The following is a 25355-nucleotide window of genomic DNA, read 5'->3' as shown; positions in this document are numbered from 1 at the left end:
TCGCAGCTCTTCGCCACCAACCAGCAGGTGACGCAGAACACCACCGACATCGCCGCCAACACCGCCGACATCACCACTCTCGGCAACACGATCAACAACATCAACACCGGCGGCGGCATCAAATATTTCCATGCCAATTCGACGCTTGCCGATTCCCAGGCTCTTGGGACCGATTCCGTCGCGATTGGCCCGAATGCCGTCGCCAACAATGCCGGCGACGTGGCGATCGGCCTGAATTCGGTGTCCGGCGCCACGACCAATGTCGGCGGCACGACGATCGGCGGTGTGAACTACGCCTTCGCCGGGGGAACCCCGGCGGGCGCATTCTCGGTCGGCTCGGTGGGCGCGGAGCGCCAGATCCAGAACGTCGCGGCCGGGCGGTTGAGCAACTCCTCGACCGACGCGGTCAATGGCTCGCAGCTCTTCGCCACCAACCAGCAGGTGACGCAGAACACCACCGACATCGCCGCCAACACCGCCGACATCACCACGCTCGGCAACACGATCAACAATTTTGCCGGCGACACCTCGACGGCATACACGGACGCCAATGGCGACGGCATCCGCTATGTGCGCACCAATGACACCACGCTGCCGGTCACCGACGCCTTCGCGCAAGGGGTTGGCTCCTCGGCGCTCGGCTATCAGGCGACCGCATCCGCCGCCAATTCCCTGGCCCTCGGCCGCGGCACAGCGGTCACCATCGCCGACGGCGTGGCGCTGGGCTCCGGCTCGGTTTCGGATCGCGCGGTCGCGCCCGCGTCGGGATCGATCCTCTCCGGCACCGGCCTCATTCCTTACAACACCACGGACATGAGCCTGCTCGGCGCCGTCTCGGTGGGTACATCCACCGCTTATCGCCAGATCATCAACGTGGCCGACGGCACGCAGGACCAGGACGCGGTCACGCTTCGCCAGCTGAAGGGCGCGCTGAGCTCCTTTGCAGTAACGGGGAGCATGTACTTCCACGCCAATTCGACTGCGCCGGACTCGCTGGCTGTCGGCGCCGATTCGGTCGCGATTGGCCCGCGCACCACCGTCAACGGCGACAACGGCATCGGCATGGGCAATGGCGCTATCGTCCAGCAGACGGCGCCGGGCGGTATCGCGATCGGCCAGAACGCGACCTCCAACCAGGCCGACAGCATCGCCTTCGGCACCAACTCGACTGCCAACGGCGCCCAGTCCATGGCGCTCGGCGCCGGCGCCACGGCCAACGAGCCGGGCAGCGTCGCGCTCGGCGCGGGCTCGACGACCGCCGCGGCGGTCGCCACCACCGGCACGACGATCAACGGCGTCAACTACACCTTCGCCGGAACCGCTCCGACGAGCACGGTGAGCGTCGGTAGCGTCGGCAACGAGCGCACCGTCACCAATGTGGCGGCGGGGCGGATCAGTGCCTCCTCCACCGACGCCATCAATGGCAGCCAGCTCTTCGCGACCAATCAGGCTGTCGAAGCAGTGCAGGGAAGTGTCGGCAATCTGAATGAGTTCGCCGTCCAGTATGACAAGAACCCGGATGGCACCAAGTCCAATTCGCTGACGCTTGTCGGCGGCGACGTGAATGCGCCCGTCGTCATCCACAATGTCGGCGCCGGCACGGCCGATACCGATGCAGTCAACGTGCTGCAGTTCAACAACGGGCTGGCGACAACGTTCGACAACTCCAAGGCCTACACCAACCAGGTGGCGGCCACCACGCTGCAGCAGGCCAATGCCTACACCGACTCCAAGCTCAGCCAGCTCAACATGGATATGGGCGAGGCTCGGGGCGAGGCGCGCCAGGCTGCCGCGATCGGCCTTGCGGCCGCCTCGCTGCGCTATGACGACCGTCCGGGCAAGCTGAGCGTGGCGGCCGGCGGCGGCTACTGGCGCGGCGAAGGCGCCGTGGCGTTCGGCGCCGGTTACACCAGCGAGGACGGCCGGGCGAGAGCGAATGTCTCGGGCACGACGGCGGGCGGGCACTGGGGTGTCGGCGCGGGCGTCAGCTTTACCCTGAACTGAGCTCGTTGATGACCAGGCAGACGGCCCTTGCCGTGATATCCGGGACTTGCCTCCTTCTGTCCGGCCCGCGCGCGGCCGGGCAGGAGGCGGCCCAGCCCGCCTATCGGATAAAGCCTTCCGACGTCGCGGTGCCCGCGGGCGTGAAGCTTGGCGACTATCAGCGCACCACTCGTCCGTTCGAGAACTGGACGCTGATTTGCGACGAGAACCTGCAGGCCAGGAAGAAGGTCTGCAACATCGGCCAGTCTTTCATCGATCAAAGCCAGGCGTTGGTCTTCAGCTGGTCGCTCGCGGCCGACGAGAAAGGCAAACCCTTCATGATATTGCGGACTCCGAGCGCGGCAGGTAAGGGCAGCAAGCTTTCGCTGAGACTTGCCGGCCGCAAACAGCCGGTCGACGTTCAACTGCAGGGTTGCGATGCGTCGGTCTGCGTCGGCTATGTGCCCGTCGGCCCGGTGCTTCGCGAGCAGATCGGCAAGGAGACCACGGTCCAGGTTTCCTATTCCCTGCCGTCGGGGGCGACCGTCAACCTTGATGCCCCGTTCAAGGGACTCAAGACCGCGCTGTCGGCCATCAACTAGAAAGACTTCGAGATGACACGCCAATCCATCGAGGACAGAATCCTGACGCAGCCGGTCGCGCTGCCGGAGCCGCCGGCAAGTCCACCGCCACAGCGTTCGCCAGGCTGGCGCCTGGCGCGAAACACGGCGCTGCTCGGCGCGTTCGCGGTCTTGGTCGCGGCGGCGGTGGTCCTGTCGTTCCGTCTCTATCCCGCGCTTGGGACATTCGTCGCTGGCACGGCCTCCGCGCAGGCGCAGGCGCCCATCCAGGGCAAGCCGGCGGAAGCCGTGCCCGCGCCGACCGACGCCTCGGCAAACAAGAATCCGTTTCAGGCGCATGTCGCGCAGGCAGGCGTCCGCACCTGCGCCAATCTCTTTGCCACGATGGGGCAGGCTCTGACTGCCGGGTCGACCTATGCGATCCAGACCCAATGGGACAACACTTCGCCCGACACCCACGCCGTGCAGGCGGTCGCCGGGATGAGCTACAACCTGCCGACCTACAAGACGCAGGCCGCGGGCGTCGTTTTTGCCTCGCCTCTCGGCCAGAGCTGCGAGGGTGGCTTTGTGCGCGTGGCGCCGTTTCAACAGTCTTGCCAGGTTGTCGCCGGGACTCTCCCGAAGGGCAGCCAGCTGGCGGACAATCTTTCGAATTCGATGCTTTTCAACCTGGCCGACAATGCCGGCCAGGCGCTGCTGGTCCCGACCGGCAACACTTGCATCGTCGTCTCGGTCGCGCGCATGGGCGGCTAGAGCCGGGCATGACAGTCGATTGCTGAATAGCTGCAACTGGAGCACGAAGATGCTGATCAATCCCCGCCTTTCGATCCCGCTGCTTGCGGCGCTCGCCGGGCTTACGATTGCGAGCAACGCGGCTGACCTGATCGCCCCGTCACCGCCGGCGCAGACCGGCGAGGAAAAGGGCATCTGGGGCGCGATCGCCTACTCGCCGGGCGACGGCCGTCACGGCTTTTTCTGGGGCGCCGACAAGCGGCAGGAAGCGGAAGACATTGCGCTCAAGCATTGCGAGAATGCGGATGGCAAGGGCTGCCGGGTGGTCGAAGTGTTCCGCAACCATCGCCATTGGGACGATGATGACGGCACCGGCTTTCCCTATGAGCACTGCGCGGCGCTCTCGGTAGGCAAGAGCCGTGGCGAGGCGACGCCGTTCTGGAGTGCAGCATCAGCCGCGACCCGCCGCGAAGCCGAGGAGAAGGCGACAGCCCAGTGCGGAGGCGAGAGCAAGGAGTGCAAGATCCGCGAGTGGGTCTGCACCTGACTTGCTGCGGAACTCAAGCAGCCGCGGCGGTTGGCCGATATCGCGCCGTTCACACTGGAATGAGCGGCGCGACCTCGCGGTCTGAAGGCCGGTCGCTGGATGAGAGGCCGGACACGACACCGGCGCGATCGGCGGCGTTGCGGTTCTGGCTCATCTTGCGCTTGCCTTCGAGCTTTGTAATCGCCATGCGCAGGCCGACAATGCCCTTCAGCTGCGATTGGATGAAATCCGCCGGCGCGTCCGACACCGCCCAGGGCGCGGCGCGCTCGCCTTCATGCAGGTTGGTCAGGCGGGTCACGACCTCGAGCAGCCTGTCGGCGTCCTCGAAGAATTCGATCGGCCCATGGGCGTGGACGGCGACATAGTTCCAGGTCGGGACGACCTTCCCGGTCTCCTGCTTGGTCTGGTACCAGGCCGGCGTCACATAGGCATCCGGGCCCATGAATATCGCCAGGCCGTTGCCCAGCGGCGGCACGTGCCACTGCGGGTTTGCCTTTGCGACGTGCCCGTAGATCACCCCATGCTCGCCCTCGTTCTCGTCGAGCAAAAGCGGCAGATGCGTAGCCAGCGGCCCATCGGCCGTGGCTGTCACCAGAATTGCCAGCCGCGCCGCGCGGATCGTGGCCATTAGGCTCTCTTGATCGTCGTCGCGGAAGGCGGGTGGTGTGTACATGGTAAGACTCCTTGCAGCATAGAATGCCTGAAGTCCGGCCAGCTTAGAACATCCGCCCTTGAAAGTTTGCATGGTCCAGCCGCACGGCATGGCGTGCCGATCCGGGCTGCCGGGATGATGGATTTTCACCGCAGCCCGGTGGCGGTGCTGGCTATATTTGGCCAAGCACCGCTGGCCTAGGCGCAGGGTCAGAAAATCTCGTTGGTGAGCCGCTTCACCGGGCCGAGCAGGATCGAGCCCGTCGGCACGCCATTGTCGATCGGGATCGCCTTGCGCTCCGGCATGTCCTCTTCAGGCGCGCCGATATTGGCCGTCACGATGACCGGCGTCTTGGTCGGCACGCGGTCGTAGAGGTCGATGATGTCCTGATTGATCAGGCGCACGCAGCCCGACGACACCGACTTGCCGATCGACCACCATTCGGGCGAGCCGTGCAAGCGGTAGAGCGTGTCCTGATTGCCCTGGAAGAGATAGAGCGCGCGCGCCCCGAGCGGGTTCTTCAGGCCGCCTGGCATGCCGCCATTCTTGGCGCTGAATTGCGTCAGTTCCGGCTGGCGGGCCACCATCTCGTCCGGCGGTGTCCATTTCGGCCATTTCTGCTTCCACTGCACGACCGCGTCACCCGACCATTCGAAGCCGGCGCGGCCGAGGCCGACGCCGTAGCGGATCGCCTGGCCGCCCTCGCGCACCAGATAGAGGAAGTGACCGGTGGTATCGACGACGATGGTGCCCGGACGCTGTCCGGTCGGATCGGGGACGATCTGGCGCAAGAATCTGTGATCGATCTTGTTGACCGGGATGGCCGGCAGGTCGAAGCCATTGTCCGACATCGCGCCATACATCGTCTCGTAATCGCCGAGCGGCGGCTCGACATAGGCGGGCGGCGGCGGCTGGACGGGGGCTGGTGCAGGACCGGTGGTGGTGCAGGCGGACACGGCGGCCGAGGCAGCGCCGAGGGCTGTGAAATTGAGGAAGCCACGGCGGCTGATGCGGAAGGAAGCGTCTGACATGGTTGCCTTTTCTAGGTCTTAATTCGCAAGAAAGCATGAACCCGCGGGCACGTCGCGGCGGCATTCATAACAGTCGGCGGCGATAGGCGGTTCCAATTCTGGCCTGAGGGTGGACAGAAAAAGGCGAAGCTGTGACCGCGCCACAGCTGTTGCCCTGCAGCAACAGCGGCGTCAGACCTCCGCCAGGAGACCTTCGAGCGAAGGCAGGATCAGCCCCGGCGGGAGGTCGCGATACTCGTCCGGCTGGTTGGTCCGGTTGATCCAGACCGTGCGAAAACCGAATCTCGTCGCGCCGGCGATGTCCCAGCGGTTCGACGACTGGAACGAGACCGCGCCGGGGTAAAGCCGCCAGCCGGTGACCACCATGTCGTACACCGACGGGTCGGTCTTGAAGCGTTTGACCTGGTCGACCGAAAACACGTCGTCGATGATCTGATCGAGCGCCGCGGATTTGACCGCCGCGTCGAGCATTTCCGGCGAGCCGTTGGAGAGGATCGCAAGCTTCGCGCCCGACGCTTTGAGCGCCTTCAGCACGGCAGGCACCTCGGGGTAGCAATCGAGCCGCCAATAAGCTTCGAGCAATTTCGTCCGCAGCGCCGGATCGGCCGAGGGCACTTTGCACAAAGCGAAATCCAGCGCCTGCTCGGTCAGTTGCCAGAAGTCGGCGTACGCACCCCCCATCAATGTCCGCACCCAGGAATATTCGAGCTGCTTGGCGCGCCAGATTTCGGAGAGAAGCTGGCCGTCCGGGCCGATCTCGCCGGCATGACGGCGCACGGCGGCATGCACGTCGAACAACGTGCCATAGGCGTCGAAGACATAGGCAGCATGATGCATGTCCCAAGTTTTGCGGCGCGCAGGCTTGCCGCGCAAGCATTGATTGCGGCCAAGTGCCTCTGGCCCCAACGATTTTTCCCGATGTCAATTGACGCCAACCGTCAAAGCATCGTCCTATGGCGGACTGAAATCACTCAATTGGACGGCGACCATGACACTGGCGGCGGCGGCGCAAACCGCGACTTGGACCTATGTGGACGGCGACTGGTACGAGGGCAACGTCGCCATTCTCGGGCCGCGCAGCCACGCCATGTGGCTCGGCACCAGCGTCTTTGACGGCGGCCGCTGGTTCGAGGGCGTCGCGCCCGATCTCGAGCTGCACTCCGCTCGCGTCAACGCCTCCGCGATCGCGCTTGGCCTGAAGCCTTCGATGACGACGGAAGAGATCGTCGACCTGACTTGGGACGGTTTGAAGAAATTCGACGGCAAGACGGCGGTATATGTAAGGCCGATGTATTGGGCCGAGCATGGCGGCTATATGGGCGTGCCGGCCGACCCGTCCTCGACGCGCTTCTGCCTCTGCCTTTATGAATCGCCGATGATCCCGCCATCCGGCTTTTCGATCGGCGTTTCGCCGTTCCGGCGCCCGACAATCGAGACCATGCCTACCAACGCCAAGGCCGGCTGCCTCTACCCCAACAATGGCCGTGCCATTCTGGAGGCCAAGAACCGCGGCTTCGACAACGCTTTGGTGCTAGATATGCTGGGCAATGTCGCCGAGACCGGGACCTCCAACATCTTCCTGGTCAAGGACGGTCATGTGATGACTCCGGCCCCGAACGGCACGTTTCTGTCGGGCATCACCCGCTCGCGCACCATCAGCCTGCTCGGCGACTACGGTTTCAGGACCACCGAGAAAACGCTGTCGGTCCGCGATTTCCTCGAAGCCGACGAGATATTCTCGACCGGCAACCACTCGAAAGTGGTGCCCGTCACGCGCATCGAAAATCGCGACCTGCAGCCCGGTCCGGTGGCCAAGAAGGCGCGCGAGCTCTATTGGGAATGGGCGCATTCGACGTCCGCCGCCTGACCCGCTGGAGCGTTTCACCGTTTCAGGGAAACGGCGACACGCTCCATCTTCCTGTTTTGCGCAATTCCGCACGGAAAACCGCTTCGCACTTTTCCTGGAATTGCTCTAAAAAGTCGCTCGGCGCTCCATTCCGGAGTTGCCCCGATCCATTCCAGACCTATCTTAGCCCGGTAATATCACCGGACTTTTTTCCTCGAGGGAGTACCATCCATGGCTTTTGAGTTGCCCGCCTTGCCCTATGACTACGAGGCCTTGCAGCCTTACATGTCGAAGGAGACGCTGGAGTATCACCACGACAAGCACCACAAGGCCTATGTCGACAACGGCAACAAGCTGGCGGCCGAGGCCGGAATGGGCGACCTGTCCGTCGAAGAGGCCGTGAAGCAGTCCTTCGGCAAGAATGCCGGGCTCTTCAACAACGCCGCCCAGCACTACAACCACATCCATTTCTGGAAATGGATGAAGAAGGGCGGCGGCGGCAACAAGCTGCCGGGCGCGCTGCAGAAGGCCTTCGACAGCGATCTCGGCGGCTACGACAAGTTCAAGGCGGATTTCATCGCCGCCGGCACCACCCAGTTCGGCTCCGGCTGGGCCTGGGTCTCGGTCAAGAACGGCAAGCTGGAAATCTCCAAGACCCCGAACGGCGAGAACCCGCTGGTCCATGGCGGCTCGCCGATCCTCGGCGTCGACGTCTGGGAGCACTCCTATTACATCGACTACCGCAACGCGCGGCCGAAATACCTCGAGGCCTTTGTCGACAGTCTGATCAACTGGGACTACGTCCTGGAGCTTTACGAGAAGGCCAAAGCCTGAGTGATTTTGATGAGAAGCCCCGGTTCGCCGGGGCTTTTCTTTTTCAGGAGAAACCCGGCAAAATCGTCGCGGCGCCGGGGAATAATCCCACCATCACGCCCGTTAACGTCAGAGCAGTTCCAGGAAAAGTGTTGAACGGTTTTCCGTCCGGAATTGCGCCAGCGAACCCTCTTCATCCACGGAGCCAATTGAATGAGAAAGCTTGTTATCGCCATCTCTGTGCTTGCCTTTGCCGGCTCGGCCTATGCCGACCCGATCCAGGGTCGCCAGGCCCTGATGAAGGAACGCGGCAAGCTCGCGGGGCAGATCTCGAAGGTGGTCAAGGGCGAGACGCCTTTCGATGCCGCCGCCGTGCTGGACGCGCTGAAGGCACTGCAAGCCAATGCAGAGAAGTTCGATGTCGACACGCTGTTCCCTGCCGGCTCCGACAAGGGAGACACCACGGCCGCGCCGAAGATCTGGGAAGACATGGCGGGCTTCAAGGCGGCCGAGGACAAGTTCCTGGCCGATACCAAGGCCGCGGTCGCTTCCCCGCCGGCCGATGTCGACGCGCTGAAGGCGCAGCTCAACACGCTGGGCGGCGATTGCGGCACCTGCCATCAGACCTACCGGATCAAGAAGAGCTGATCGCTTGACGATGGCCTGGCTGAAGAAGCTTGTCGGCGCCGTCATCGTGCTTGGCGCCGCCGCGGCTGGCGCCAGCTGGGTTCTGTCGGCACCGGTCAGGCTGGACGCCGGCACCGTCGCTAATCTTGGCCCTGGCGACGCCGCCAGGGGAAAGCGGATCTTCTACGCCGGGGGCTGCACCTCCTGCCACGCCAGGCCCGGCGCTCAGGGCGACGCCCGCCTCGAGCTCGTCGGCGGTCTGGAACTCAAGACGCCGTTCGGCACCTTCGTCCCACCCAACATCTCGCAGGACCGGAAGGACGGCATCGGCGCCTGGAGCGAGGCGGACTTCGCCAATGCCATGCTGAAAGGCGTCTCTCCTTCCGGCGAGCATTTCTATCCGGCCTTTCCCTATGCCTCCTATGCGCGCATGAAGCCGGCCGACATCGCCGATCTCTATGCCTTCATGAAGACGCTGCCGGCGATTGCCGGCAAGGCGCCGGATCACAGGCTTCCCTTCCCCTTCACCATCCGTCGCGGCATTGGCCTCTGGAAGCTTGTCTATCTCAGCCCCGAACCGGTGATCGCGCTGCCAGAGGGCGCGCCGGACAAGGTTCTCGCCGGCCGCTACCTGGTCGAGGGTCCGGGCCATTGCGGCGAATGCCACACGCCGCGCGATTTCGCCGGCGGCGTCAAGAAGGCCGAGTGGCTGGCGGGCGCCGTGGCCGCCGAAGGCTCGGGCGTTGTGCCCAATATCACCCCGCAGGGCGGCACCAAGGACTGGTCCGAGGCCGACATCGCCAATTACCTCGAAACCGGCTTCACACCCGATTTCGATTCGGTCGGCGGCTCCATGGTCGACGTGCAGCGCAACATCGCGCAACTGACCGCCGACGACCGCGCGGCGATTGCCGCCTACCTCAAGGCCGTCCCGCCGCACCCCAACGGCTATCCGGCGCGCAAGCCGGCGAGTTAACCTGCGCACGCGGCGTCAAACCCGCGACCATACATGATGGCGTAAAGCGGTTTGGCATACCCAATCGGTGGCGAATTAGTTGACTTGAATACTCATGTATTATAGGCGCTTCGGGCCAATTCCCCGAGGACCGAAGCTTGCCCACGCCCTCCATCGACCTTGTGTCCGAATTCACCCATGACGAGCAGCGCGTGGCGCTTGTGCTCGCCGGCGGACGCATGCTGTCCTACAGGGAACTCGGCGGTCTCGCGCTAGACTTCGCGTCGCAGTTGGGACGAAGACAAAAGCGGCTCGTGGCGATTGCGGCGGAAGCTTCCGAGCACGCAGTCGCCGCCTATATCGGAGCCCTGCAGGCTGGGCACGCAGCGGCCATGCTGCCGCCGTGCGACAATAGGCTTTGGGACGATTTCCAGGCAGCCTTCCAGCCGGATTTCACCTACAGGCCAATTGACGGCCGCTGGCGTCTCGTTGAGGAAGCTCGATCCGCTGGAGATGCGGAGCCGCTGCATCCCGATCTCGCGCTGCTGCTGATGACGTCCGGCAGCTCGGGCGCCGCCAAGGCGGTCAGGCTTTCCTACGGCAATCTCGAATCCAATGCGCGCTCGATCGCGGCCTATCTCGAGCTCTCTTCCTTCGACCGGGCCGCTCTCGTGCTGCCTCTCCACTATTCCTATGGGCTGTCGGTCCTCAATTCGCATCTGATTGCGGGCGCTAGCGTCCTCTTCACCGGCATGTCGGTCATGGACAGCGACTTCGTCAGCACGATAGACCACGGCGGCTGCACGAATCTGTCTGGTGTCCCGTATTCTTACGAGCTTCTGGAACGGGTGCGTTTCCGCGACGCTGAGCTCAAGGCGTTGCGCATGATGACGGTGGCGGGCGGAGCGCTTGGCCCGGATCTCATCCGCCTTTATCGGAACCATATGCTCGCCAGGGGCGGCCGCTTCTTCGTCATGTATGGCCAGACCGAGGCGACGGCACGCATGGCTTTCGTGCCGCCGGAGAGCCTTTCCGACAAGGAGGATCGGATCGGCGTGGCGATTCCGGGCGGCAGCCTCGGTATCGTCGACGCTGCAGGCGAGCCGATCAGCCAACCAGGCATTCCCGGAGAGCTCGTCTATCGCGGTCCGAACGTAATGATGGGTTACGGCACGCGGCGCCTCGACCTCGCGCGCGGCGCAGAGCTCGAGACCCTGAACACTGGCGACATTGCCGTACGGGACCAACATGGTTTCTTCCGCATCGTCGGGCGCAGAAGCCGCTTCGCCAAGATCGCAGGCCTCAGGATCGGCTTCGATACGATGGAGCAGGCGCTGGAGCGCGCCGGCATTGCCGCCGCGGTGGTTGGCGACGATCGGGGATTGCAGGCCTACGTGATAGGCGCCGACCAGACCGGGAGAGCACGGCGCATTCTTGCCGAGATCAGCCACCTGCCAGCCAATCTGGTTTGGGTTGCGACGCGCGAGGACTTTCCCAGACTTGCCTCTGGCAAGATCGACTATGCCTGCCTCCAGCAGGAGATGTTGGAAGGGCGAACGGAAATCCGCTGTGAGCGGGGCGGTCTGCTCGGTGCCTACGCCCGCGTATTCTATCCCCTGGCCGTCGGCCGCAATGACAGCTTCGTCTCTCTTGGCGGGGATTCCCTTCGATTCCTGCAATTGGCTCTGGAACTCGAGCGTCTCGGCATGAACCTGCCGGACGGATGGGAACGCTTGAGCATTGCCGAGCTGGCAAACCGCCAGGCGGCGGGACTTCCCGAACACCGGCACGCAAGCGAGATGCCGACCGATTTAGTGCTGAGGGTTATCGGGATCCTGCTGGTGGTCGTGCATCACGAAACGCTGTGGCCCATCCCCGGCGGCTCCGGCGTCATGATGCTGCTGGCCGGCTACAGCCTTGCTCGTTTCCAGTCGGCCCATTTCCTTGCCGGTCGAATTGGGCACGCGCTCAAACCAGCGATCGACGTCCTGATCCCGTATTTTCTCATTGTCGCCGCTTACGCTGCAGCCTGGCGGACGATCCCCTGGGCTTCGATGACGCTTACTGGGAATTTCGGCTATGCCGAACCGGAGCGTCACGAGATGATTCCGTACCTTTACTGGTTCATCGAGGCCTATTCGCAGACGCTCCTGCTCTTCGCTCTAATCTTTGCCATTCCTGCAGTCCGCAAGCTTGCCCGGGCTCACCCCTTCGTTTTCTCGCTCGGCCTTTTGGGGGTTGCCGCTGTCGCGCGCTTTTCGTCCCCATCGCTCGTCGACCTAGGCAACCGCCAGATATTCACGACCTATTGGGTTTTCCATTTGGCCGTATTCGGTTGGTGTGCCTGTTTCGCCGACACTCCGGCGAGAAAGCTGACTCTGACCGCGCTTGCCGCCGCTGTGCTGGGTTATTTGGCCTTCTGGGAGTCGGTCTGGTTCGGGACGACGGTCAAATATCTGATGATCTTCGCGGCGCTTTTGGTCCTTCTTTACCTGCCGCGCGTTCGCCTGCCGGCCGGGATAGGGCGGCTGGTTGCCCAGGTCGCCGTCGCGGCGTTTCCGATCTACCTTTTCCACCGTTTCGTCCCGGAAATATTGATGGCGCCCGCCGCGGGCAAGCTGCCGGTTCCGATCTTCCAGCTGCTCGCGATCGTCGGTGGCATTGCCTTAGGCATCGTTTCCGGCAAGGCCTTGGCAGGCATCCGAAACCTGCGTGGCAGATTGGCCCTGGGACGCCAGCCGGAATTGCTCTCCGCCTGATCCACGCTCGTGCCGCTCTAAATCAAAGTGATGGAGCATGACGTCGTCCGAAAACCGCTCCACACTTTTCGGCATCATGCTCTACGGGTGGCGGTCGCCCAGGAAGTCGAAGCCGTTCTCGAAAAAGTGGTTGTAGTCGCAGGTCAGCTCCTCGCCGGGCGCGATGTCGCGCAACGCATAGGCCTCTTCCGGAGAGGAGATATCGCAGTTCGGGTCGTCTGCGTGGTTCATATAGCGGGCATCGTCCGCCTCGAAGACGATGAAGTTGGGATCGCGCCGGTCCGGATAGGAATAGCGGTCGAGATAGGACTTCACCGGGCCGGATTCGCCCTCATAGGTCTCTACGGGAATGCGTCGATCGAACCTTGGATCGAGCTTCCAGATCAATGTGCCCCGCGCAATGCGGTGTTTGGCGAAGACGCCGATGCCCTGGATGGGCGATTTGTCGAGATAGACGTCGACGAGCAGCATAGCGAACCTTGCGAATGTATCTGGACGCGGCCCCGAAATGGCCACGACCGAAAACGACGGCGCATTGCCTAGCGCGCGAGCCGTGCGATTGCGAGTAGAAAATCAGGCCTTGCCTGTCACTTTCAAGGCAAAGGCGTAAATATAGGCGATCTCCTCCAGCCGCGAGAAGCGACCCGAGGCGCCGGCATGGCCGGAGTCCATGTTGATCTTGAACAGGACCGGGTTGCCGCCTGCCTTGCGTTCGCGAAGCCGCGCCACCCATTTCGCCGGCTCCCAATAGGTGACGCGCGGATCGGTCAGGCCCGCCAGCGCCAGGATCGGCGGATAGTCGAGCACCGCCACATTGTCATAGGGCGAATAGGCCGCGATCGTCTGGTAGTCGGCGGCGGACGCGATCGGATTGCCCCATTCCGGCCATTCCGGCGGCGTCAGCGGCAGGCTGGCGTCGAGCATGGTGGTCAGCACATCGACGAACGGCACCTCGGCGACGATGCCGCCGAAGCTTTCCGGGGCCAAGTTGGCGATCGCCCCCATCAGCATGCCGCCGGCGGAGCCTCCCTGCGCCACGATGCGGTCGTGCTGTGTGTAGCGCTCGGCAACGAGATGGCGGGCGCAGGCGATGAAATCGGTGAAGGTGTTCATCTTCCTTGCCCGCTTGCCGTCCTCGTACCAACCGTACCCCTTGTCCTTGCCGCCGCGCACATGCGCGATGGCATAGACAAAGCCGCGGTCGACCAGCGACAGGCAATTGGTATTGAAGGCGGAAGGAACGGTGATGCCATAGGAGCCGTAGCCGTAAAGCAGGCAGGGCGCCGAGCCGTCGAGGGGCGTGTCGCGATGATATAGCAGCGAGATCGGCACCAGCTCGCCATCGGCGGCGGGCGCCATCAGCCGGCGCGTGACATAGTGCGCAGGATCGTGGCCGGAGGGCACTTCCTGCGTCTTCAAAAGCACGCGTTCGCGGCTGCGCATGTTGTAGTCGAACACCTGCGCCGGCGTCGTCATCGACGAATAGGTGAAGCGCATCACTTCGGTGTCGTATTCGTAGGAGCCGGAGAGACCGAGCGAAAAAGCTTCCTCGTCGAAAGAGATGAAATGCTCCTCGCCGCTGGCGCGCTCGCGCACGACGATGCGCGGCAGGCCTTCCTTGCGCTCGAGCCGGACCATGTGATGCTTGAAGCCGAGCACCGACAGGATCAGCCGGCCGGGCTCGTGCGGCACCAGTTCCTGCCAGTTGGCGCGCCCGGGATTGTCGACCGGCGCGGTCATGATCTTGAAGTCCTTGGCGCCGTCGGCATTGGTGAGGACGAAGAAGACGTCGCCGCCTTCTTCCAGATCGTATTGCAGGCCGGTCTCGCGCACCGCCACAAGCTTCGGCTCTGCGGTTGGATCATTGGCGGGCAGCAGGCGGTATTCCGACGTTTCATGATCGTTGATGCCGATCATGATCCAGTCGTTGGCGCGCGTGCCGCCGACATCCATGAAGAAGCCCGGATCGGTCTCTTCATAGATCAAGCGGTCGTTTTCGGACCTGTCGCCCAGCGCGTGGAAGAACACTTTCGACGGACGATGGTTGTCGTCGAGACGGGTATAGAAGAAGCCGCCGTCGCCGGCGTCCCAGACCCCGCCGCCGCCCGTATCCGGGATCTGGTCGGCAAGTTCTTTGCCGCTCGCAAGATCGCGCACGCGCAGCGTGAAGACCTCCGAACCCTTGTCGTCGAAGCCCCACAGCAGCTTCCTATGGTCGGCCGAATGATCGACGCCGCCAAGCCGGAAATAGGGCTTGCCCTCGGCTTCCGCGTCGCCGTCGAGCAGGATCTCCTCAGTGCCGCCGTCGCGCGGGGTGCGGAAATAGCGCGGCTGCTCGCCGCCCTGCCGGAACGACGATCCGTAGGCATAGCGGCCGTCCTTCATGGGCACCGTCGAGTCATCCTCCTTGATGCGCCCCTTCATCTCGGCAAACAGCCTGGCGCGCAGGTCCGCGGTGCCGGCCATGAGCGCGGCCTGATAGGCGTTCTCGGCATTGAGATGGGCGCGGATGCGGCCGTCGAGCAGGGAAGGGTCGCGGAACACGGCCTGCCAGTTGTCGGCCCGCATCCAGGCATAGTCGTCGCTGCGGGTGATGCCGTGATGCGTGTCCGAAACCGGGTGTTTCTCAGGGGTCGGCGGGCTGGCGGCCGGGAAGGCGGAAGTCAAGGCGGAAGCTCTGGTCATTACGTCTCGCTGCGGAATTTGCTTGAATGACGAATGAACACGCCGCTCAGCGGCGGTTCAACGGGCGCGGTTCAAGGTGGTACAGAAGCTAAGTCGAAGGGGGAAAGATGAAATCCTGTGTTTCTACTGCAATGTCAGTTGCCGTCGTAGCGGCAGGTCTGGCTTTTTCCAGCCAGTCTCATGCAACCGTCTTTGCCGCCTGGCAAGTGGCGGGCGTGCCGTTCGGTGATACGCTCAATGCTCGAAAATATCCGTCCAATACATCGCAGAAACAGGCCGCCTATCCGAACGGCACCGTGCTGCAGATGACCGGCCGCTGCACCGGCGGTGTAAACCTGCTCGATATCGGCCGACAGCCACAATGGAAGCAGCGCCAGGCGATCCGCTATCGCTGGTGCGAGATCTGGCACGATCCGGCGCAGAATGGTCATTTCGTCACCGGCTGGGTCTACGGGAAACATATCGCGCCTTACTGATGGATCTGTCGCGTCGCCTTGTCGGTCCAGCCGCCAAGGCGGTATCCTTGCGCTTCGCTGTGCCGCAGGATTCGTTGTGCAGGCGAAAGGGCACCCAAGCATTAGCCAAGCATTGAACGTGGTGTCGAGTGGCGATCGGATGTCTAACATGCGGATGACGCAACGTCATGCCATGCTGGTCTGACCAGAAAAATCTCGCGAAGTTACACGGCGCACGAATTTTTGAAGCTGAATCGGCAATAGTTGATGAATATCGACCAATATAAGTCAATATGCGAATTGACTTACTTTCAATGCGGCGTCATTAAGATAACCGACGCGAATCTCAGAGCCTTTCCTGAACGAAATCCGCGCGATGCCCGATCCATAAAAAAGGGCGCAGTTTTAGAAACAACTCTCGTTGGGGCCTTAGCACTATGGAAATCGTCGAAACACCTTCGAAAAACGGTGACGCGCTGATCGAGCTGACCGCCGATGTCGTCGCCGCCTATGTCAGCAACAATCCGGTGCCGGTTGGGGAACTGCCGAACCTTATCGCCGACGTCCATGCCGCGTTGGGCCGCGTCGGGGGCTCGTCGGAGCAGCCGTCGGCTGAGAAGCAGAAGCCGGCCGTCAATCCGAAGCGCTCGGTCCATGACGACTACATCGTCTGTCTCGAGGACGGCAAGAAGTTCAAGTCGCTGAAGCGGCATCTGATGACCCACTACAATCTCACGCCGGAAGAGTATCGTGAGAAGTGGGGCCTGGACGCCAACTATCCGATGGTCGCCCCCAATTACGCTGCCGCCCGCTCGCAGCTCGCCAAGAAGATGGGTCTGGGCCGCAAGCGCAAGGGCCGTTGATAGGTCCCAGCTCGTCAAGCAGTTCGACGGCGCCCTTACGGCGCCGTTTTGCTTTCCTGACGGGAGCGATATCGGCCGGATCAGGCCGTCTGCTTCAGCGCCGCTTCCGCATCGCGCTTGATGCGCTTGACCATCGAACGCAGGCCGTTGGCGCGCTGCGGCGACAGATGCTCGTCAAGGCCGAGCTCCTTCAGGGTCGCTTCGGCGTCCGTGTTCTGGATTTCGCTTGCCCGCCGGCCAGAAAACAGCGCCAGCATGATGGCGACGAGGCCGCGCACGATATGGGCGTCCGAATCGCCCTGGAAGCCGATCACCGGATCGGCGCCCGCTCCCTGCTTGGTGGTGAGCCACACCTGGCTCACACAGCCAGGCACCTTGTTCGCAGCCGTGCGCTCCTCCTCAGGGAAAGGCGGCAGGCTCTCGCCGAGCTCGATTACATAGCGATAACGGTCCTCCCACTCGTCGAGCAGGGAAAAGTCGTCGCGGATGGTCTGAATCGAGGTGGCCATTGCCCGCATATAGTGGCCCGACACGGCCGCGTCACGGAAAAAGAAAGACGCCGCGGGCGTCGAGAGGTCGGACGGGGCCCGCGGCGTTAGAGCAATTCTGGGGAACGTGCGTAGGCGGTTTTGCGCCAGGAATTGCGCTAAAATTAAAGTGCCGAGCGAACGGCCGGAAAGAACTCAGTTCTTGGCCGTCAACATCACCGGAATGTTGACCTTGGTCGGCAACACGATGTCCTCGGCGACGCTGCCGGTGGTCGTGACGGAGCCATCCGCGACCTTCGTTTCGGGCGTGCCTGCCTGCCCGGACTGCCCGGACTGCCCGGACTGCTTGTCGTCGATCATGGCCGCGGCGATCTTGGCCGTTTCCTTGGCGCGAACGGTGATGGTGTACATGGCCGATTTGCCGGTCTCGCAGACATCGGGCTTGCGCTCGCAGAGCCCTGCAATGTCGCCGACCGCCTCGCGCGCCGCAAACAGCGCCTGGATCGGTCCGACGCTCTGCTGGCCGTTTTCGCCCGGGCCGACGCCGAGCGGCAGCGCCAGCAGCACCAGCGAAAACCAGAAAGCCATCCTGATCAGAAAGCCCATCTTACTTGCCTCTCATCCGGGATGGAATGATGCATCCATCCGTGACGGATCACGCATCCATCGGCATGACCTCTTTTATGGGCACGATAGTGGCATGGTCACGCAAAGGACGGCTTGCATTGAAGCCGCGAATTTTCCTCAAATTTTAGGCAAATTCGAAGGGATCGGTTTTGATATGGGCTTGTGTCGAATCTCATCGACTTCGTTAACTTTATGATAACCATGTATCACATTGTTATTAAACGATTTTACTCCAGGCAGAACTTAGTCGGTTCAAGTTCCGGCCCGTTTTGGCACAGGCCTTGCGGCTAACCCGCCGTTTACCATGGCGCTAACTCGGCATGCTTTGCCGGGCTGGCATCACAATATTTCCCTTGGCGCGGTCGCCGGCTTCGCCAGCCTTATCCATTCCTTAAACGCTGGATGCGAGTTTCAAGCCAATTGATGAGTCACCTGCCAGGCAGGCGTTTTTCACGACCGGGTACGCGTGCGTTGAGTTCTATTTCAGCCAGATACGTTCAATTGCCTGGCGCGGTTTCCGCCGGCTGCGAACGCATGGTTCACCCGACCGTGACGGGTGAGGCGGAACGCCTGCGCCAGCGCCGCTTCATCGGCGTCATGCTCGCCGCGCCCTTCCTTGCCGCGGGCGCCGCGGTCACGCTGGTCACTTCAAGTCTCGGCGCTGCCGTCACGATAGCCGCAATCTTTGCCGCTTTCGGCCTGTGCTGGTTCGCGGCGCTTCTGGTGGCGGCCACCGGCCATATGGCGCTTGCCGGCCGCATGGCGGTCGTGTTGGGTGGGCTTGCCCTAGCCGGCGCTATCGCTGCGGCGGGCGGATTGGCCTCGCCGGCGGCACTCCTTGCTGTCGCATTGCCGGTTGAAAGCTGGTGGGTCTCAGGGTCGCGGCGCGCCGCGCTGACGGGCGCGCTGGCGGCGCTTGCCGCTATCGTGCTGCAGCCCTTTGCCGGGCAGTTGCTGCCGTTCGGCGAGATCGCCACCTGGCATTGGCTGCTGCCGCTCGCCTGGGCGCTGACGCTGTTGCCGCGGGCCGCCGCCTTAGCCAGCCCGGCCGGCTTAGGGTCGGCGGAGCCTGCCGGCGATCGTCTCGAGGACGTCATGGACGCCGTCGTGCTCCGCCTCGGGCGCCAGGGCGAAGTGGCCGACGCGTCCGCCAAAGCACGTTCGATCCTGAAATTGGCGCCCGAGCTTCTGCTCGGCACCGGCCTGTTCGACCGCATCCATCTTTCCGACCGCGTCGCTTATCTCACCGCTCTGGCCGACATGCGCGAGGGCGCGCCGAAGCGTCGGCTTGATCTGCGCATCCGCTTGCCGCGCGAGGGTTCTGGCGCGGTCGACAATTTCCGACCGTTCAGCCTCGAGCTGCTGCGCGGCGCGGTCGACCGCGACGTCTTCACCCTGGTTCTGCGCGAAAATGACGATGTCGCAGCACTTCGCGAGGAGCTTGCGCAGGCGAGGGAAGCCGCTGCGGCTGCCGAAGTGGCCAAGGGCCGCTTCCTGGCCGTGGTCAGCCACGAGCTGCGCACGCCGCTCAATGCGATCCTCGGCTTTTCCGACATGCTCCTGCATGAGATGTTCGGGCCCTTCAAGGATCCGCGTCAGAAGGAATATGTCGGCCTGGTCAGGGAGTCCGGCCAGCATCTCCTGTCCGTCGTCACCTCGATCCTCGATGTTTCGCGCATCGAGGCGGGCGCCTATGCGACCGAGCTGGAGCCGTTCCGCTTTGTCGAGGCCGTCGACATGTGCCGCTCGATGATGCGACCGCTGGCCGACGCCAAGAGCATAGTTCTTGCCACGCAGATTGCCCCGGATGCGGGCGAGATCAATGCCGACCGCCGGGCGGTCCAGCAGATTCTGATTAATCTCGCCTCGAACGCGGTGAAGTTCACGCCCGATGGCGGCAGCGTGGTGATCGGCGCCAAGCGCGTCGGCTCGCACCTGCATTTCTGGGTGAGCGATTCCGGTATCGGCATCGCCGAGGAGGACATGGCCAATCTCGGCAAGCCGTTCATGCAGATCCAGAACGACTACACGCGTCGTTTCGAGGGAACCGGACTCGGCCTGTCGCTGGTCAAGGGCCTGGTGGCGCTGCACGAGGGTACGATGTCGATCGAGAGCGCGCCGGGTGAGGGCACCACGGTGACGATCGGCCTGCCGGTGAACGGGCCGAAGCGGCGATCCGGTGCGCCATCCGGCGTGCTGGCCATGCCGGCGGCCAAGCCGAAGGGGGACGCAAATGGGGAGAGGAATGGCTCGCTCCGCAAAACGGCCTAAGGTGGTCGAGCCCGAGCGCGGCGTTCTCGCCGAGGGCGCGGTTGCCGTCGGTCAACTGATCGCCAGCAATCCGGTTCTGGTCGGCGGCTCGACCGCTTTTCTGGTGACGCTGTTCTACGTCTCGGCCAATGCGCTGTGGTATCAGCCCTTTCCGCATACCGGCGCGTTCTTCGCCACCCGAAGCATCGAGAACTTCCCGCATACGGTCTCCGACGAGCCGGAGACCACCATCAACATCGTGCGCCAGGCGCCGGCGCAGCCGACAGTCAAGCCGGATCCGGTCGTCCAGCAGGTGCAGGGCATCCTGAAGGACCTCAACTTCTACGACGGCGCGGTCGACGGCCTCACCGGACCGGCCACGCGCAAGGCCATCCAGACCTATCAGCTGAAGGTTGGGCTGCCGGGGTCGGGCGGGATCGACACGGCGCTGCTCGATCAGCTTGGCGCCCGCCAGACGACGGCGGCCATTCCCCATCCGGCGCCGCGGCCGGCCGATGGCGCAGTCGCCGCGTCTGCCAAACCGCAGGTGATCCAGGTCTCCGCTCCGGCCGATGGCACCACGCAGCCGCCCGACGCCCGCATCGTCAAGATCCAGGCCGGCCTCAAGGCGTTCGGCAATGGCGACATGCAGCTCGACGGCAAGGTCGGCGCCCGCACAAAGGCCGCGATCAAGGAATTCCAGGCCTTGTTCGGACTGCCCGAGACCGGCGAACCGGACGAGGCCGTCTATGTCAAGATGCGCGAGATCGGCCTGACGAACTGAGCGGCAGCATCGCAAAATTGTTATTCGAGCCAATGCTCGGGGTCCCGCATCCCGTGAACAACAGCTACTGCCAGGATGCCGTAGTCCATGGGCTCGTAGATAACGACATATCGGCCCTCTACGAGGATACGCGCGGTGGTGCTCAACTCTGGCCGGGCGACCCCCATATTGGAATGATTGCAAGCGAGCTCCAGCTTATCGAAGATGCGTCCTAGAAGTCTGTCCGCTGCCTGTTCGTTGTCGGCCGCAATATGGCGCCAAATATTCTTCAGGTCTTGTTCTGCGCGAGGTGTAAGTCGATAGCTAGCCACGTTCCGAGCGCTCGGCCTTCAGGGCGCGAAGAAAGGCGCTGCGATCGATGTCCTTGCCTTCGCCGCTAGCCATCCCTTCGTCATAAGCCTGCTTGAGCTGAGCGAGTTCGAGCACGCGAAGCTCCTCGCGGCGCTCCCACAACCTGAGGGCCTCCCTGACGATTTCGCTGTTCGAGGCGTAGTCGCCGCTCTCGACCGCGTCCTGCAGACGGGCGGCCTGCTTCGGCGTGAGCGATATGGTGAGGGTGCGCATTGCTTGACTTTTCATTGCTCCTTTATAGCGCGCCTCACAAAGTCTAACAAGATTTGTTAGGCAAGCCATCTTCGACATCCAAGCACTCGCAGGCTTGGGTGAATCTCGCTAGACCACTTGAATGTCATCCGGAACCTTCTCATGCGCGTGACCACCGATCTCTGGGTCTCGGCCCTTGTGCGCCGCGTGTTCGGCGCCGGCGGCTTCGCCGCCGTCATCAAGCGCGGCGCGACCGAGGCTGGCGCCGTCTTCGTGTTGTCGCGCGGGCGTCTGGGGGAGGTGACCTTCTACGGGCCGGCGCCGCAGACCAGCTACGATTCGGCCAAGCCCGATGAGCGCTTTTTCGCCGTGCTCGGCACGAGCGACGACAGCTCGGCCTTCGATGCGCGGCTGGAGCGGGAGAAAAAATTCGATCCCGACATCTGGGTGGTCGAGATCGAGGGCGGGACCGTTCCCGTCGAAGAGCTTCTTTCGGTGAAGGCCGACTAGGGCGTTTTACCGTCTACGGGAATCACCATGACAGCAAGATCGCCGGCCGCGGGCCAAGGAAGCGCAGAAGGTTCATCACGCCGCTTCCCCGTTTTGGACGGGAAACCGGTCGGCGAAAACTTCTTTGGCCGCAAACAGCCCGTTGAGCGCCGCGGGAAAGCCGGCATAGACCGCCATCTGGATGATGGTTTCGACGATTTCGTCCTTGGTCAGCCCGACATTGAGCCCCGCCTCGATGTGGACTTTCAGTTGCGGGATCGCGGTTCCCATCGCTGTCAGCGCCGCGATAGTCGCGATCTCACGGGCGCGCAGATCGAGACCGGGGCGGCTGTAGATGTCGCCAAACGAGAACTCGAACACGTAGTTCGCGAAGTCGGGGGCAATGTCAGCCAGGGCGGCAATGACTTTGTGGCCGGCTTCGCCGTCGATTTCAGCGAGCGCCCGCTTGCCGCGTTCCAGCCGGCTTTCGCCGATGCTCGGGGATTGATGCGTCATAATCCTTCATCCTCTGTTTCAGGCCGGCATATCCGGCGATCTTGGTGTCGAGGACGAGAAGGCAGGCTTGCAGTTTGGCCACATGCGCACGGACACGCTCACGGTGCTGCTTGAGCAGCGCGCCGCGCTCCGCTTCCGTGTCGGCGCCGCGCTCCCGCAAGGCCGCGTAACGCAGCATTTCCCGAATAGGCATCCCGGTCGTTTTGAGCCGGTCGAGAAATTCTATCCAGGTCAGGATTGATGCGTCGTAGTCACGTTGGCCCGATTGGTCCCTGTCGGCATGGGGAAGCAGCCCGATCCGCTCATAGTAACGGATTGTGTAGGCAGACAGTCCCGAACGCTTCGCCAGCTCGCCAATCTTCATCAATGCCATTCTTTCGTCACGACGCCCAGAAAGCTACGAGTTAGAGCGCACTCTAAGTCAAGAGGCGTTGTTACTTTGTCGTGTCGCGGAAATGCCCGGTCTCGCGACGAACATCGGCTCGTTGATTTTAAGATAAAAAACAAACGCTTAAAGCGCGTCGCCACCGGGTTCCTTCAGCGCGAGGCGCTTTAAACCGATCAGGATGCCTTGACGCTGGCACTCGCCGCGTCGCTGTTCGAGGCTGCGCGGCTCTCGATGTCAACCGCATCGGAAGCACTGCCGCGGATCGCCCGCGAAAGCGTCTCGGCCTTCCAGGCACGTACCTTGTCCAGCGCCGTCTCGCGGTGCAGCAGCCGATAGCTGTCGAGGAACAGGCGGATCGCCTGCGGATGCGGGAACTCGCCGGGATAGACCGCGACGGCGATCAGGAAGGCCCTGTCTTCGCTGAGGTCGAGGGCACGCAGCGCCGCAAGCAGCGCGACATAGCCCGATTGCCCGGTCACCGAGCGGGCCGTCGCGAAGTCGATCTCCAGCACATCGGCCAGCGCGGTCTGGAAGAATGCCAGGTTCCCCGTCAGCGCCGTCTCGCGCAATTTCACATAGGCCGGCTGGCCAAGGAAGGTGTTGACGTCCGCAGCGTCGCCGGTCGGGCGCATCATCGCCCGCAGGCGGCGCCGCGCGTGCTCCGCGGCTTCGCCTGGCGCGGGACGGTCGGTATCCGCCTTGGCCGCCGGCTCGGGTTTCGGCGCAAGCCTGGTGACCGTCTCGGGCGGCCGTGCCTTGACCAGCGTCGGCCTTTCCAGCACGCGGATCAGGTCGGCGATCGTCGGGTTGAGCTCCTTGCGGCGCGCAATGGCGCGCGCATGCGGTAGGCCGTGCCGGCCGATCAGCGCGATGAGGTCGATATCGCTCAGCGCGTTGGAGCGGGTGAGCAGGGGGGCTGCGATCTCGACCGGCTCTTCAGCCAGCCGCCTGACCAGCGCGGTCGGCGCGTAGTCGCATTCGGAAAGGGCGGCAGCGACGTAGCGGCGCGACTCGACCGAGACTTCGTCGAACAGCGGCAGCGTCAGGTCTTCGAGCTGGGCGATCTCTCGGCGCGAGGGACGCGTCAGCGAGCAGAAGGCCGACACGGCGGCGCGGAACAGCCTTTCGGCCTTTCCCGCTTCGGTCCGGATAGCGATTTGCCTGAAATCGGAAGATGACACGGAGGATACGCCCGATACTCGACACAATCCCGAACCGCGCAATCCGGCCGGGCCGGTTTCGCACCTTCAGGAAAACAAACGTCAAATTAGCCGCGATCCGTTAGCGCTCCGTTAACCCTCTAAGCCCCTTAATCAACTTTGGAGGCGTTGCGTTGTGCTCCGGTCAAACCGAGAGGAATGCGCGAACCATGGGCATGGTCCTGTCTTTTGTGCCGCGAGCGGCACCAGTAAATCGAGCAAGTCACGACACCACGACGGCGGCGGCGGTCATCATTTTCCCCGGCGTCCGTTACGAGTTGCATCCGCAGGCCGGTGAGGCACGGCCCGGCGACAGCAGCTCCGACAGGCCGGGCTCTCCGCCTCCTGCCAAGCCGCATCACTGATCGGGCGCCTTTCTCAGTAGTCCTGCAATTCGCAGGCGCCCTGATCGAGGAAGCGTGACACGATCGGCTTCCAGCTCCCGTCCGGCACAAAGGCGCGGACGACGAAAATGCCTTCCTCGATCGGCGCCTCGACGAAGATCGCGCCCTGCAGATCCTCCGGAAGGTCGCGCCGCACGTCGATCATCTGCGCCGGCGTCAACACCACCGCGTCGAGCTTCTCGCCATTGGCGTTGTGGTCGTTGAAGGAATAGATGTTGTGGCCGTTGCGGTCGTAGACCGAGGCCGACCAGAACGGCACGTCGCCCGGCGCCCTGATCCTGACCAGCCCGTCGGCAAGGTTGAAGCGGCAGGCGGCCGCATAAAACAATGGATCCACCGACTTCACCACCGGCGCGCCGCCGGCCTCGGCGTCTAGCCGCGTCATCTTGTAGAAATCGGATGCCATCGCCAGGCGCGACCAGGCATCGCGTTCGGAAAATTCCGGCACCAGGAACAGCACAACGATGTGCACGATGCCGGCGCCGAGCAGGCCGAGGATCAGGGCATGCAGCAGTCTACGCATTGCAGCCCGCCTTCAGGATGCGCGGCAGTGTCACGTCCGAGAGGCCGGTGCTCGAGGCGATCGGCGTGTCGTAAAAGGTCAGCACGAAATACATCTTGCCGGAGCCGCCGGTCAGCAGCCAGTTTCCGGGCGCCGGGCGGCTGCCGACGGAGATGACGACGGAATTGTCGGGCTGGCGCAGCACTTCGTAGGATTGCAGCGCCGACTGCCTCGGCTTGCCTGTGTCGATCACGCCAAGCGACTGGTCGGCGGCATAGAGCGTCCAGAAGCGGGCGGTCGGATAACCGCCTTCGATCGTATAGGTGCATTCGCGTTTCAGCGGCTCGCCGGCATCGTCGCGCTCAGCGACGAAGGCAAGTCCCTCGGCCTGGCCGAGCGCCAGCACGCCCTCGCGTGCAACGCGCGCCTTGGAATAAGGGTCGGCGGCCAGTGTCCCGACTTCCGGGAAAGCGGTCCATTGGCCGATGCGGATCGCGCCCACGCCGTCCTGCGCGTTGAGCGCATACCAGACGCTGTAGCCGCCAAGCCCGATGGCTATGGCAAGCGAAAGCAGCGTCAGGATGGCGTTCTTGAGCATGAGAGCCGCAAACAGAGGAGGTTGCCCGGGATATCGCG

At 63.4% G+C, this 25355-nt stretch carries 28 protein-coding genes; 14 read left to right on the top strand and 14 right to left on the bottom strand.

Annotated elements, in window-relative coordinates; genetic code table 11:
- The 4 genes from LB552_RS15090 to LB552_RS15075 form a co-directional block, all read left to right on the top strand.
- A partial coding sequence (locus LB552_RS15090) for a YadA-like family protein (RefSeq protein ID WP_224607695.1) occupies positions 1 to 2004 on the top strand: 2004 nt, incomplete at its 5' end.
- An 8-nt stretch (positions 2005 to 2012) separates the two neighbouring features.
- Positions 2013 to 2585 carry an invasion associated locus B family protein gene (locus tag LB552_RS15085; protein ID WP_224607692.1) on the top strand — a complete coding sequence of 191 codons (573 nt, stop codon included), beginning with the start codon at positions 2013 to 2015 and terminating at the stop codon, positions 2583 to 2585.
- Between the two features lie 12 nt (positions 2586 to 2597).
- Complete coding sequence (locus tag LB552_RS15080; protein WP_224607689.1) at positions 2598 to 3317, top strand: hypothetical protein; 720 nt, start codon at positions 2598 to 2600, stop codon at positions 3315 to 3317.
- Positions 3318 to 3366: 49 nt separating this feature from the next.
- The gene (locus LB552_RS15075) at positions 3367 to 3843 is read left to right on the top strand and encodes a DUF4189 domain-containing protein (protein ID WP_095766862.1); all 477 of its coding nucleotides are present in this window, start codon (positions 3367 to 3369) and stop codon (positions 3841 to 3843) included.
- Positions 3844 to 3892: 49 nt separating this feature from the next.
- On the opposite strand, the gene LB552_RS15070 is transcribed toward LB552_RS15075, so the two are convergent.
- The 3 genes from LB552_RS15070 to LB552_RS15060 form a co-directional block, all read right to left on the bottom strand.
- On the bottom strand, positions 3893 to 4516 hold the full coding sequence (locus tag LB552_RS15070) for an FMN-binding negative transcriptional regulator (RefSeq protein WP_224607686.1): 624 nt from the start codon (positions 4514 to 4516) through the stop codon (positions 3893 to 3895).
- Between the two features lie 188 nt (positions 4517 to 4704).
- Positions 4705 to 5526: a L,D-transpeptidase gene (locus LB552_RS15065; RefSeq protein ID WP_095766864.1), complete on the bottom strand. Its 822-nt coding sequence runs from the start codon at positions 5524 to 5526 to the stop codon at positions 4705 to 4707.
- A gap of 171 nt (positions 5527 to 5697) precedes the next feature.
- Positions 5698 to 6363 carry a haloacid dehalogenase type II gene (locus tag LB552_RS15060; RefSeq protein WP_224607683.1) on the bottom strand — a complete coding sequence of 222 codons (666 nt, stop codon included), beginning with the start codon at positions 6361 to 6363 and terminating at the stop codon, positions 5698 to 5700.
- A gap of 151 nt (positions 6364 to 6514) precedes the next feature.
- On the opposite strand from LB552_RS15060, the gene LB552_RS15055 reads away from it, so the two are divergent.
- The 5 genes from LB552_RS15055 (at position 6515) to LB552_RS15035 (ending at position 12526) form a co-directional block, all read left to right on the top strand.
- Positions 6515 to 7393, top strand: a complete 879-nt coding sequence (locus LB552_RS15055) for a branched-chain amino acid aminotransferase (protein ID WP_224607680.1) — start codon at positions 6515 to 6517, stop codon at positions 7391 to 7393.
- Positions 7394 to 7603: 210 nt separating this feature from the next.
- Positions 7604 to 8206 carry a superoxide dismutase gene (locus LB552_RS15050; RefSeq protein ID WP_095766866.1) on the top strand — a complete coding sequence of 201 codons (603 nt, stop codon included), beginning with the start codon at positions 7604 to 7606 and terminating at the stop codon, positions 8204 to 8206.
- A 192-nt stretch (positions 8207 to 8398) separates the two neighbouring features.
- Positions 8399 to 8833 (top strand): c-type cytochrome, encoded by a 435-nt coding sequence (locus LB552_RS15045; RefSeq protein ID WP_224607677.1) that lies wholly within the window; start codon positions 8399 to 8401, stop codon positions 8831 to 8833.
- Between the two features lie 10 nt (positions 8834 to 8843).
- A complete protein-coding gene (locus tag LB552_RS15040) occupies positions 8844 to 9788 on the top strand; it encodes a cytochrome c (protein WP_224607712.1) in 945 nt (314 codons plus the stop codon).
- 161 nt (positions 9789 to 9949) lie between these two features.
- The gene (locus LB552_RS15035) at positions 9950 to 12526 is read left to right on the top strand and encodes an AMP-binding protein (RefSeq protein ID WP_224607709.1); all 2577 of its coding nucleotides are present in this window, start codon (positions 9950 to 9952) and stop codon (positions 12524 to 12526) included.
- 81 nt (positions 12527 to 12607) lie between these two features.
- Here LB552_RS15035 and LB552_RS15030 read toward each other — a convergent pair whose 3' ends face one another.
- Together LB552_RS15030 and LB552_RS15025 are read right to left on the bottom strand one after the other, a co-directional pair.
- Complete coding sequence (locus tag LB552_RS15030) at positions 12608 to 12997, bottom strand: SET domain-containing protein (protein WP_095766869.1); 390 nt, start codon at positions 12995 to 12997, stop codon at positions 12608 to 12610.
- A gap of 102 nt (positions 12998 to 13099) precedes the next feature.
- On the bottom strand, positions 13100 to 15211 hold the full coding sequence (locus LB552_RS15025) for a S9 family peptidase (protein WP_224607674.1): 2112 nt from the start codon (positions 15209 to 15211) through the stop codon (positions 13100 to 13102).
- Positions 15212 to 15318: 107 nt separating this feature from the next.
- Between LB552_RS15025 and LB552_RS15020 the strand changes: the two genes are divergently transcribed.
- Together LB552_RS15020 and LB552_RS15015 are read left to right on the top strand one after the other, a co-directional pair.
- A complete protein-coding gene (locus LB552_RS15020; RefSeq protein WP_095766871.1) occupies positions 15319 to 15687 on the top strand; it encodes a hypothetical protein in 369 nt (122 codons plus the stop codon).
- 416 nt (positions 15688 to 16103) lie between these two features.
- Complete coding sequence (locus LB552_RS15015; protein ID WP_040991330.1) at positions 16104 to 16529, top strand: MucR family transcriptional regulator; 426 nt, start codon at positions 16104 to 16106, stop codon at positions 16527 to 16529.
- A gap of 80 nt (positions 16530 to 16609) precedes the next feature.
- Here the strand turns inward: LB552_RS15015 and LB552_RS15010 are convergent, their stop codons facing one another.
- Both LB552_RS15010 and LB552_RS15005 read right to left on the bottom strand, forming a co-directional pair.
- Entirely contained in the window at positions 16610 to 17038 is a 429-nt protein-coding gene (locus tag LB552_RS15010) for a SufE family protein (RefSeq protein WP_095767172.1), read from the bottom strand.
- A gap of 174 nt (positions 17039 to 17212) precedes the next feature.
- A complete protein-coding gene (locus LB552_RS15005) occupies positions 17213 to 17623 on the bottom strand; it encodes a DUF5330 domain-containing protein (protein ID WP_140845754.1) in 411 nt (136 codons plus the stop codon).
- 555 nt (positions 17624 to 18178) lie between these two features.
- Here LB552_RS15005 and LB552_RS15000 point away from each other — a divergent pair.
- Entirely contained in the window at positions 18179 to 19915 is a 1737-nt protein-coding gene (locus LB552_RS15000) for a PAS domain-containing sensor histidine kinase (RefSeq protein WP_224607671.1), read from the top strand.
- Positions 19890 to 20678, top strand: a complete 789-nt coding sequence (locus LB552_RS14995) for a peptidoglycan-binding protein (protein WP_224607668.1) — start codon at positions 19890 to 19892, stop codon at positions 20676 to 20678. Before LB552_RS15000 ends, LB552_RS14995 begins: the two co-directional genes overlap by 26 nt.
- Positions 20679 to 20698: 20 nt before the next feature.
- Here the strand turns inward: LB552_RS14995 and LB552_RS14990 are convergent, their stop codons facing one another.
- Positions 20699 to 20989, bottom strand: coding sequence for a type II toxin-antitoxin system RelE/ParE family toxin (locus LB552_RS14990; protein ID WP_224607665.1), 291 nt, complete (start codon positions 20987 to 20989; stop codon positions 20699 to 20701).
- Positions 20982 to 21257, bottom strand: a complete 276-nt coding sequence (locus LB552_RS14985) for a type II toxin-antitoxin system ParD family antitoxin (protein WP_140845757.1) — start codon at positions 21255 to 21257, stop codon at positions 20982 to 20984. The genes LB552_RS14990 and LB552_RS14985 overlap by 8 nt, the downstream gene beginning before the upstream one ends.
- Before the next feature lie 126 nt (positions 21258 to 21383).
- Between LB552_RS14985 and LB552_RS14980 the strand changes: the two genes are divergently transcribed.
- Positions 21384 to 21731: a DUF1491 family protein gene (locus LB552_RS14980; protein WP_224607662.1), complete on the top strand. Its 348-nt coding sequence runs from the start codon at positions 21384 to 21386 to the stop codon at positions 21729 to 21731.
- 75 nt (positions 21732 to 21806) lie between these two features.
- On the opposite strand, the gene LB552_RS14975 is transcribed toward LB552_RS14980, so the two are convergent.
- The 5 genes from LB552_RS14975 to LB552_RS14955 all read right to left on the bottom strand — a co-directional run bounded on the left by LB552_RS14975 (position 21807) and on the right by LB552_RS14955 (position 25317).
- On the bottom strand, positions 21807 to 22226 hold the full coding sequence (locus tag LB552_RS14975) for a carboxymuconolactone decarboxylase family protein (RefSeq protein ID WP_224607659.1): 420 nt from the start codon (positions 22224 to 22226) through the stop codon (positions 21807 to 21809).
- Complete coding sequence (locus LB552_RS14970) at positions 22162 to 22590, bottom strand: MerR family transcriptional regulator (protein WP_224607656.1); 429 nt, start codon at positions 22588 to 22590, stop codon at positions 22162 to 22164. The genes LB552_RS14975 and LB552_RS14970 overlap by 65 nt, the downstream gene beginning before the upstream one ends.
- A gap of 197 nt (positions 22591 to 22787) precedes the next feature.
- Positions 22788 to 23795 (bottom strand): DUF2336 domain-containing protein, encoded by a 1008-nt coding sequence (locus tag LB552_RS14965; RefSeq protein ID WP_224607653.1) that lies wholly within the window; start codon positions 23793 to 23795, stop codon positions 22788 to 22790.
- A gap of 396 nt (positions 23796 to 24191) precedes the next feature.
- Positions 24192 to 24740 carry a DUF1254 domain-containing protein gene (locus LB552_RS14960; protein WP_140845761.1) on the bottom strand — a complete coding sequence of 183 codons (549 nt, stop codon included), beginning with the start codon at positions 24738 to 24740 and terminating at the stop codon, positions 24192 to 24194.
- Positions 24733 to 25317: a DUF1214 domain-containing protein gene (locus tag LB552_RS14955; RefSeq protein ID WP_224545666.1), complete on the bottom strand. Its 585-nt coding sequence runs from the start codon at positions 25315 to 25317 to the stop codon at positions 24733 to 24735. Before LB552_RS14955 ends, LB552_RS14960 begins: the two co-directional genes overlap by 8 nt.
- Positions 25318 to 25355: the final 38 nt, after the last annotated feature.

This window comes from Mesorhizobium sp. CA7 (assembly GCF_020165015.1).
GTDB lineage: Bacteria > Pseudomonadota > Alphaproteobacteria > Rhizobiales > Rhizobiaceae > Mesorhizobium.
Note: the sequence above shows the minus strand (reverse complement) of the source record. Positions and strands in the feature narration are given on the sequence as shown.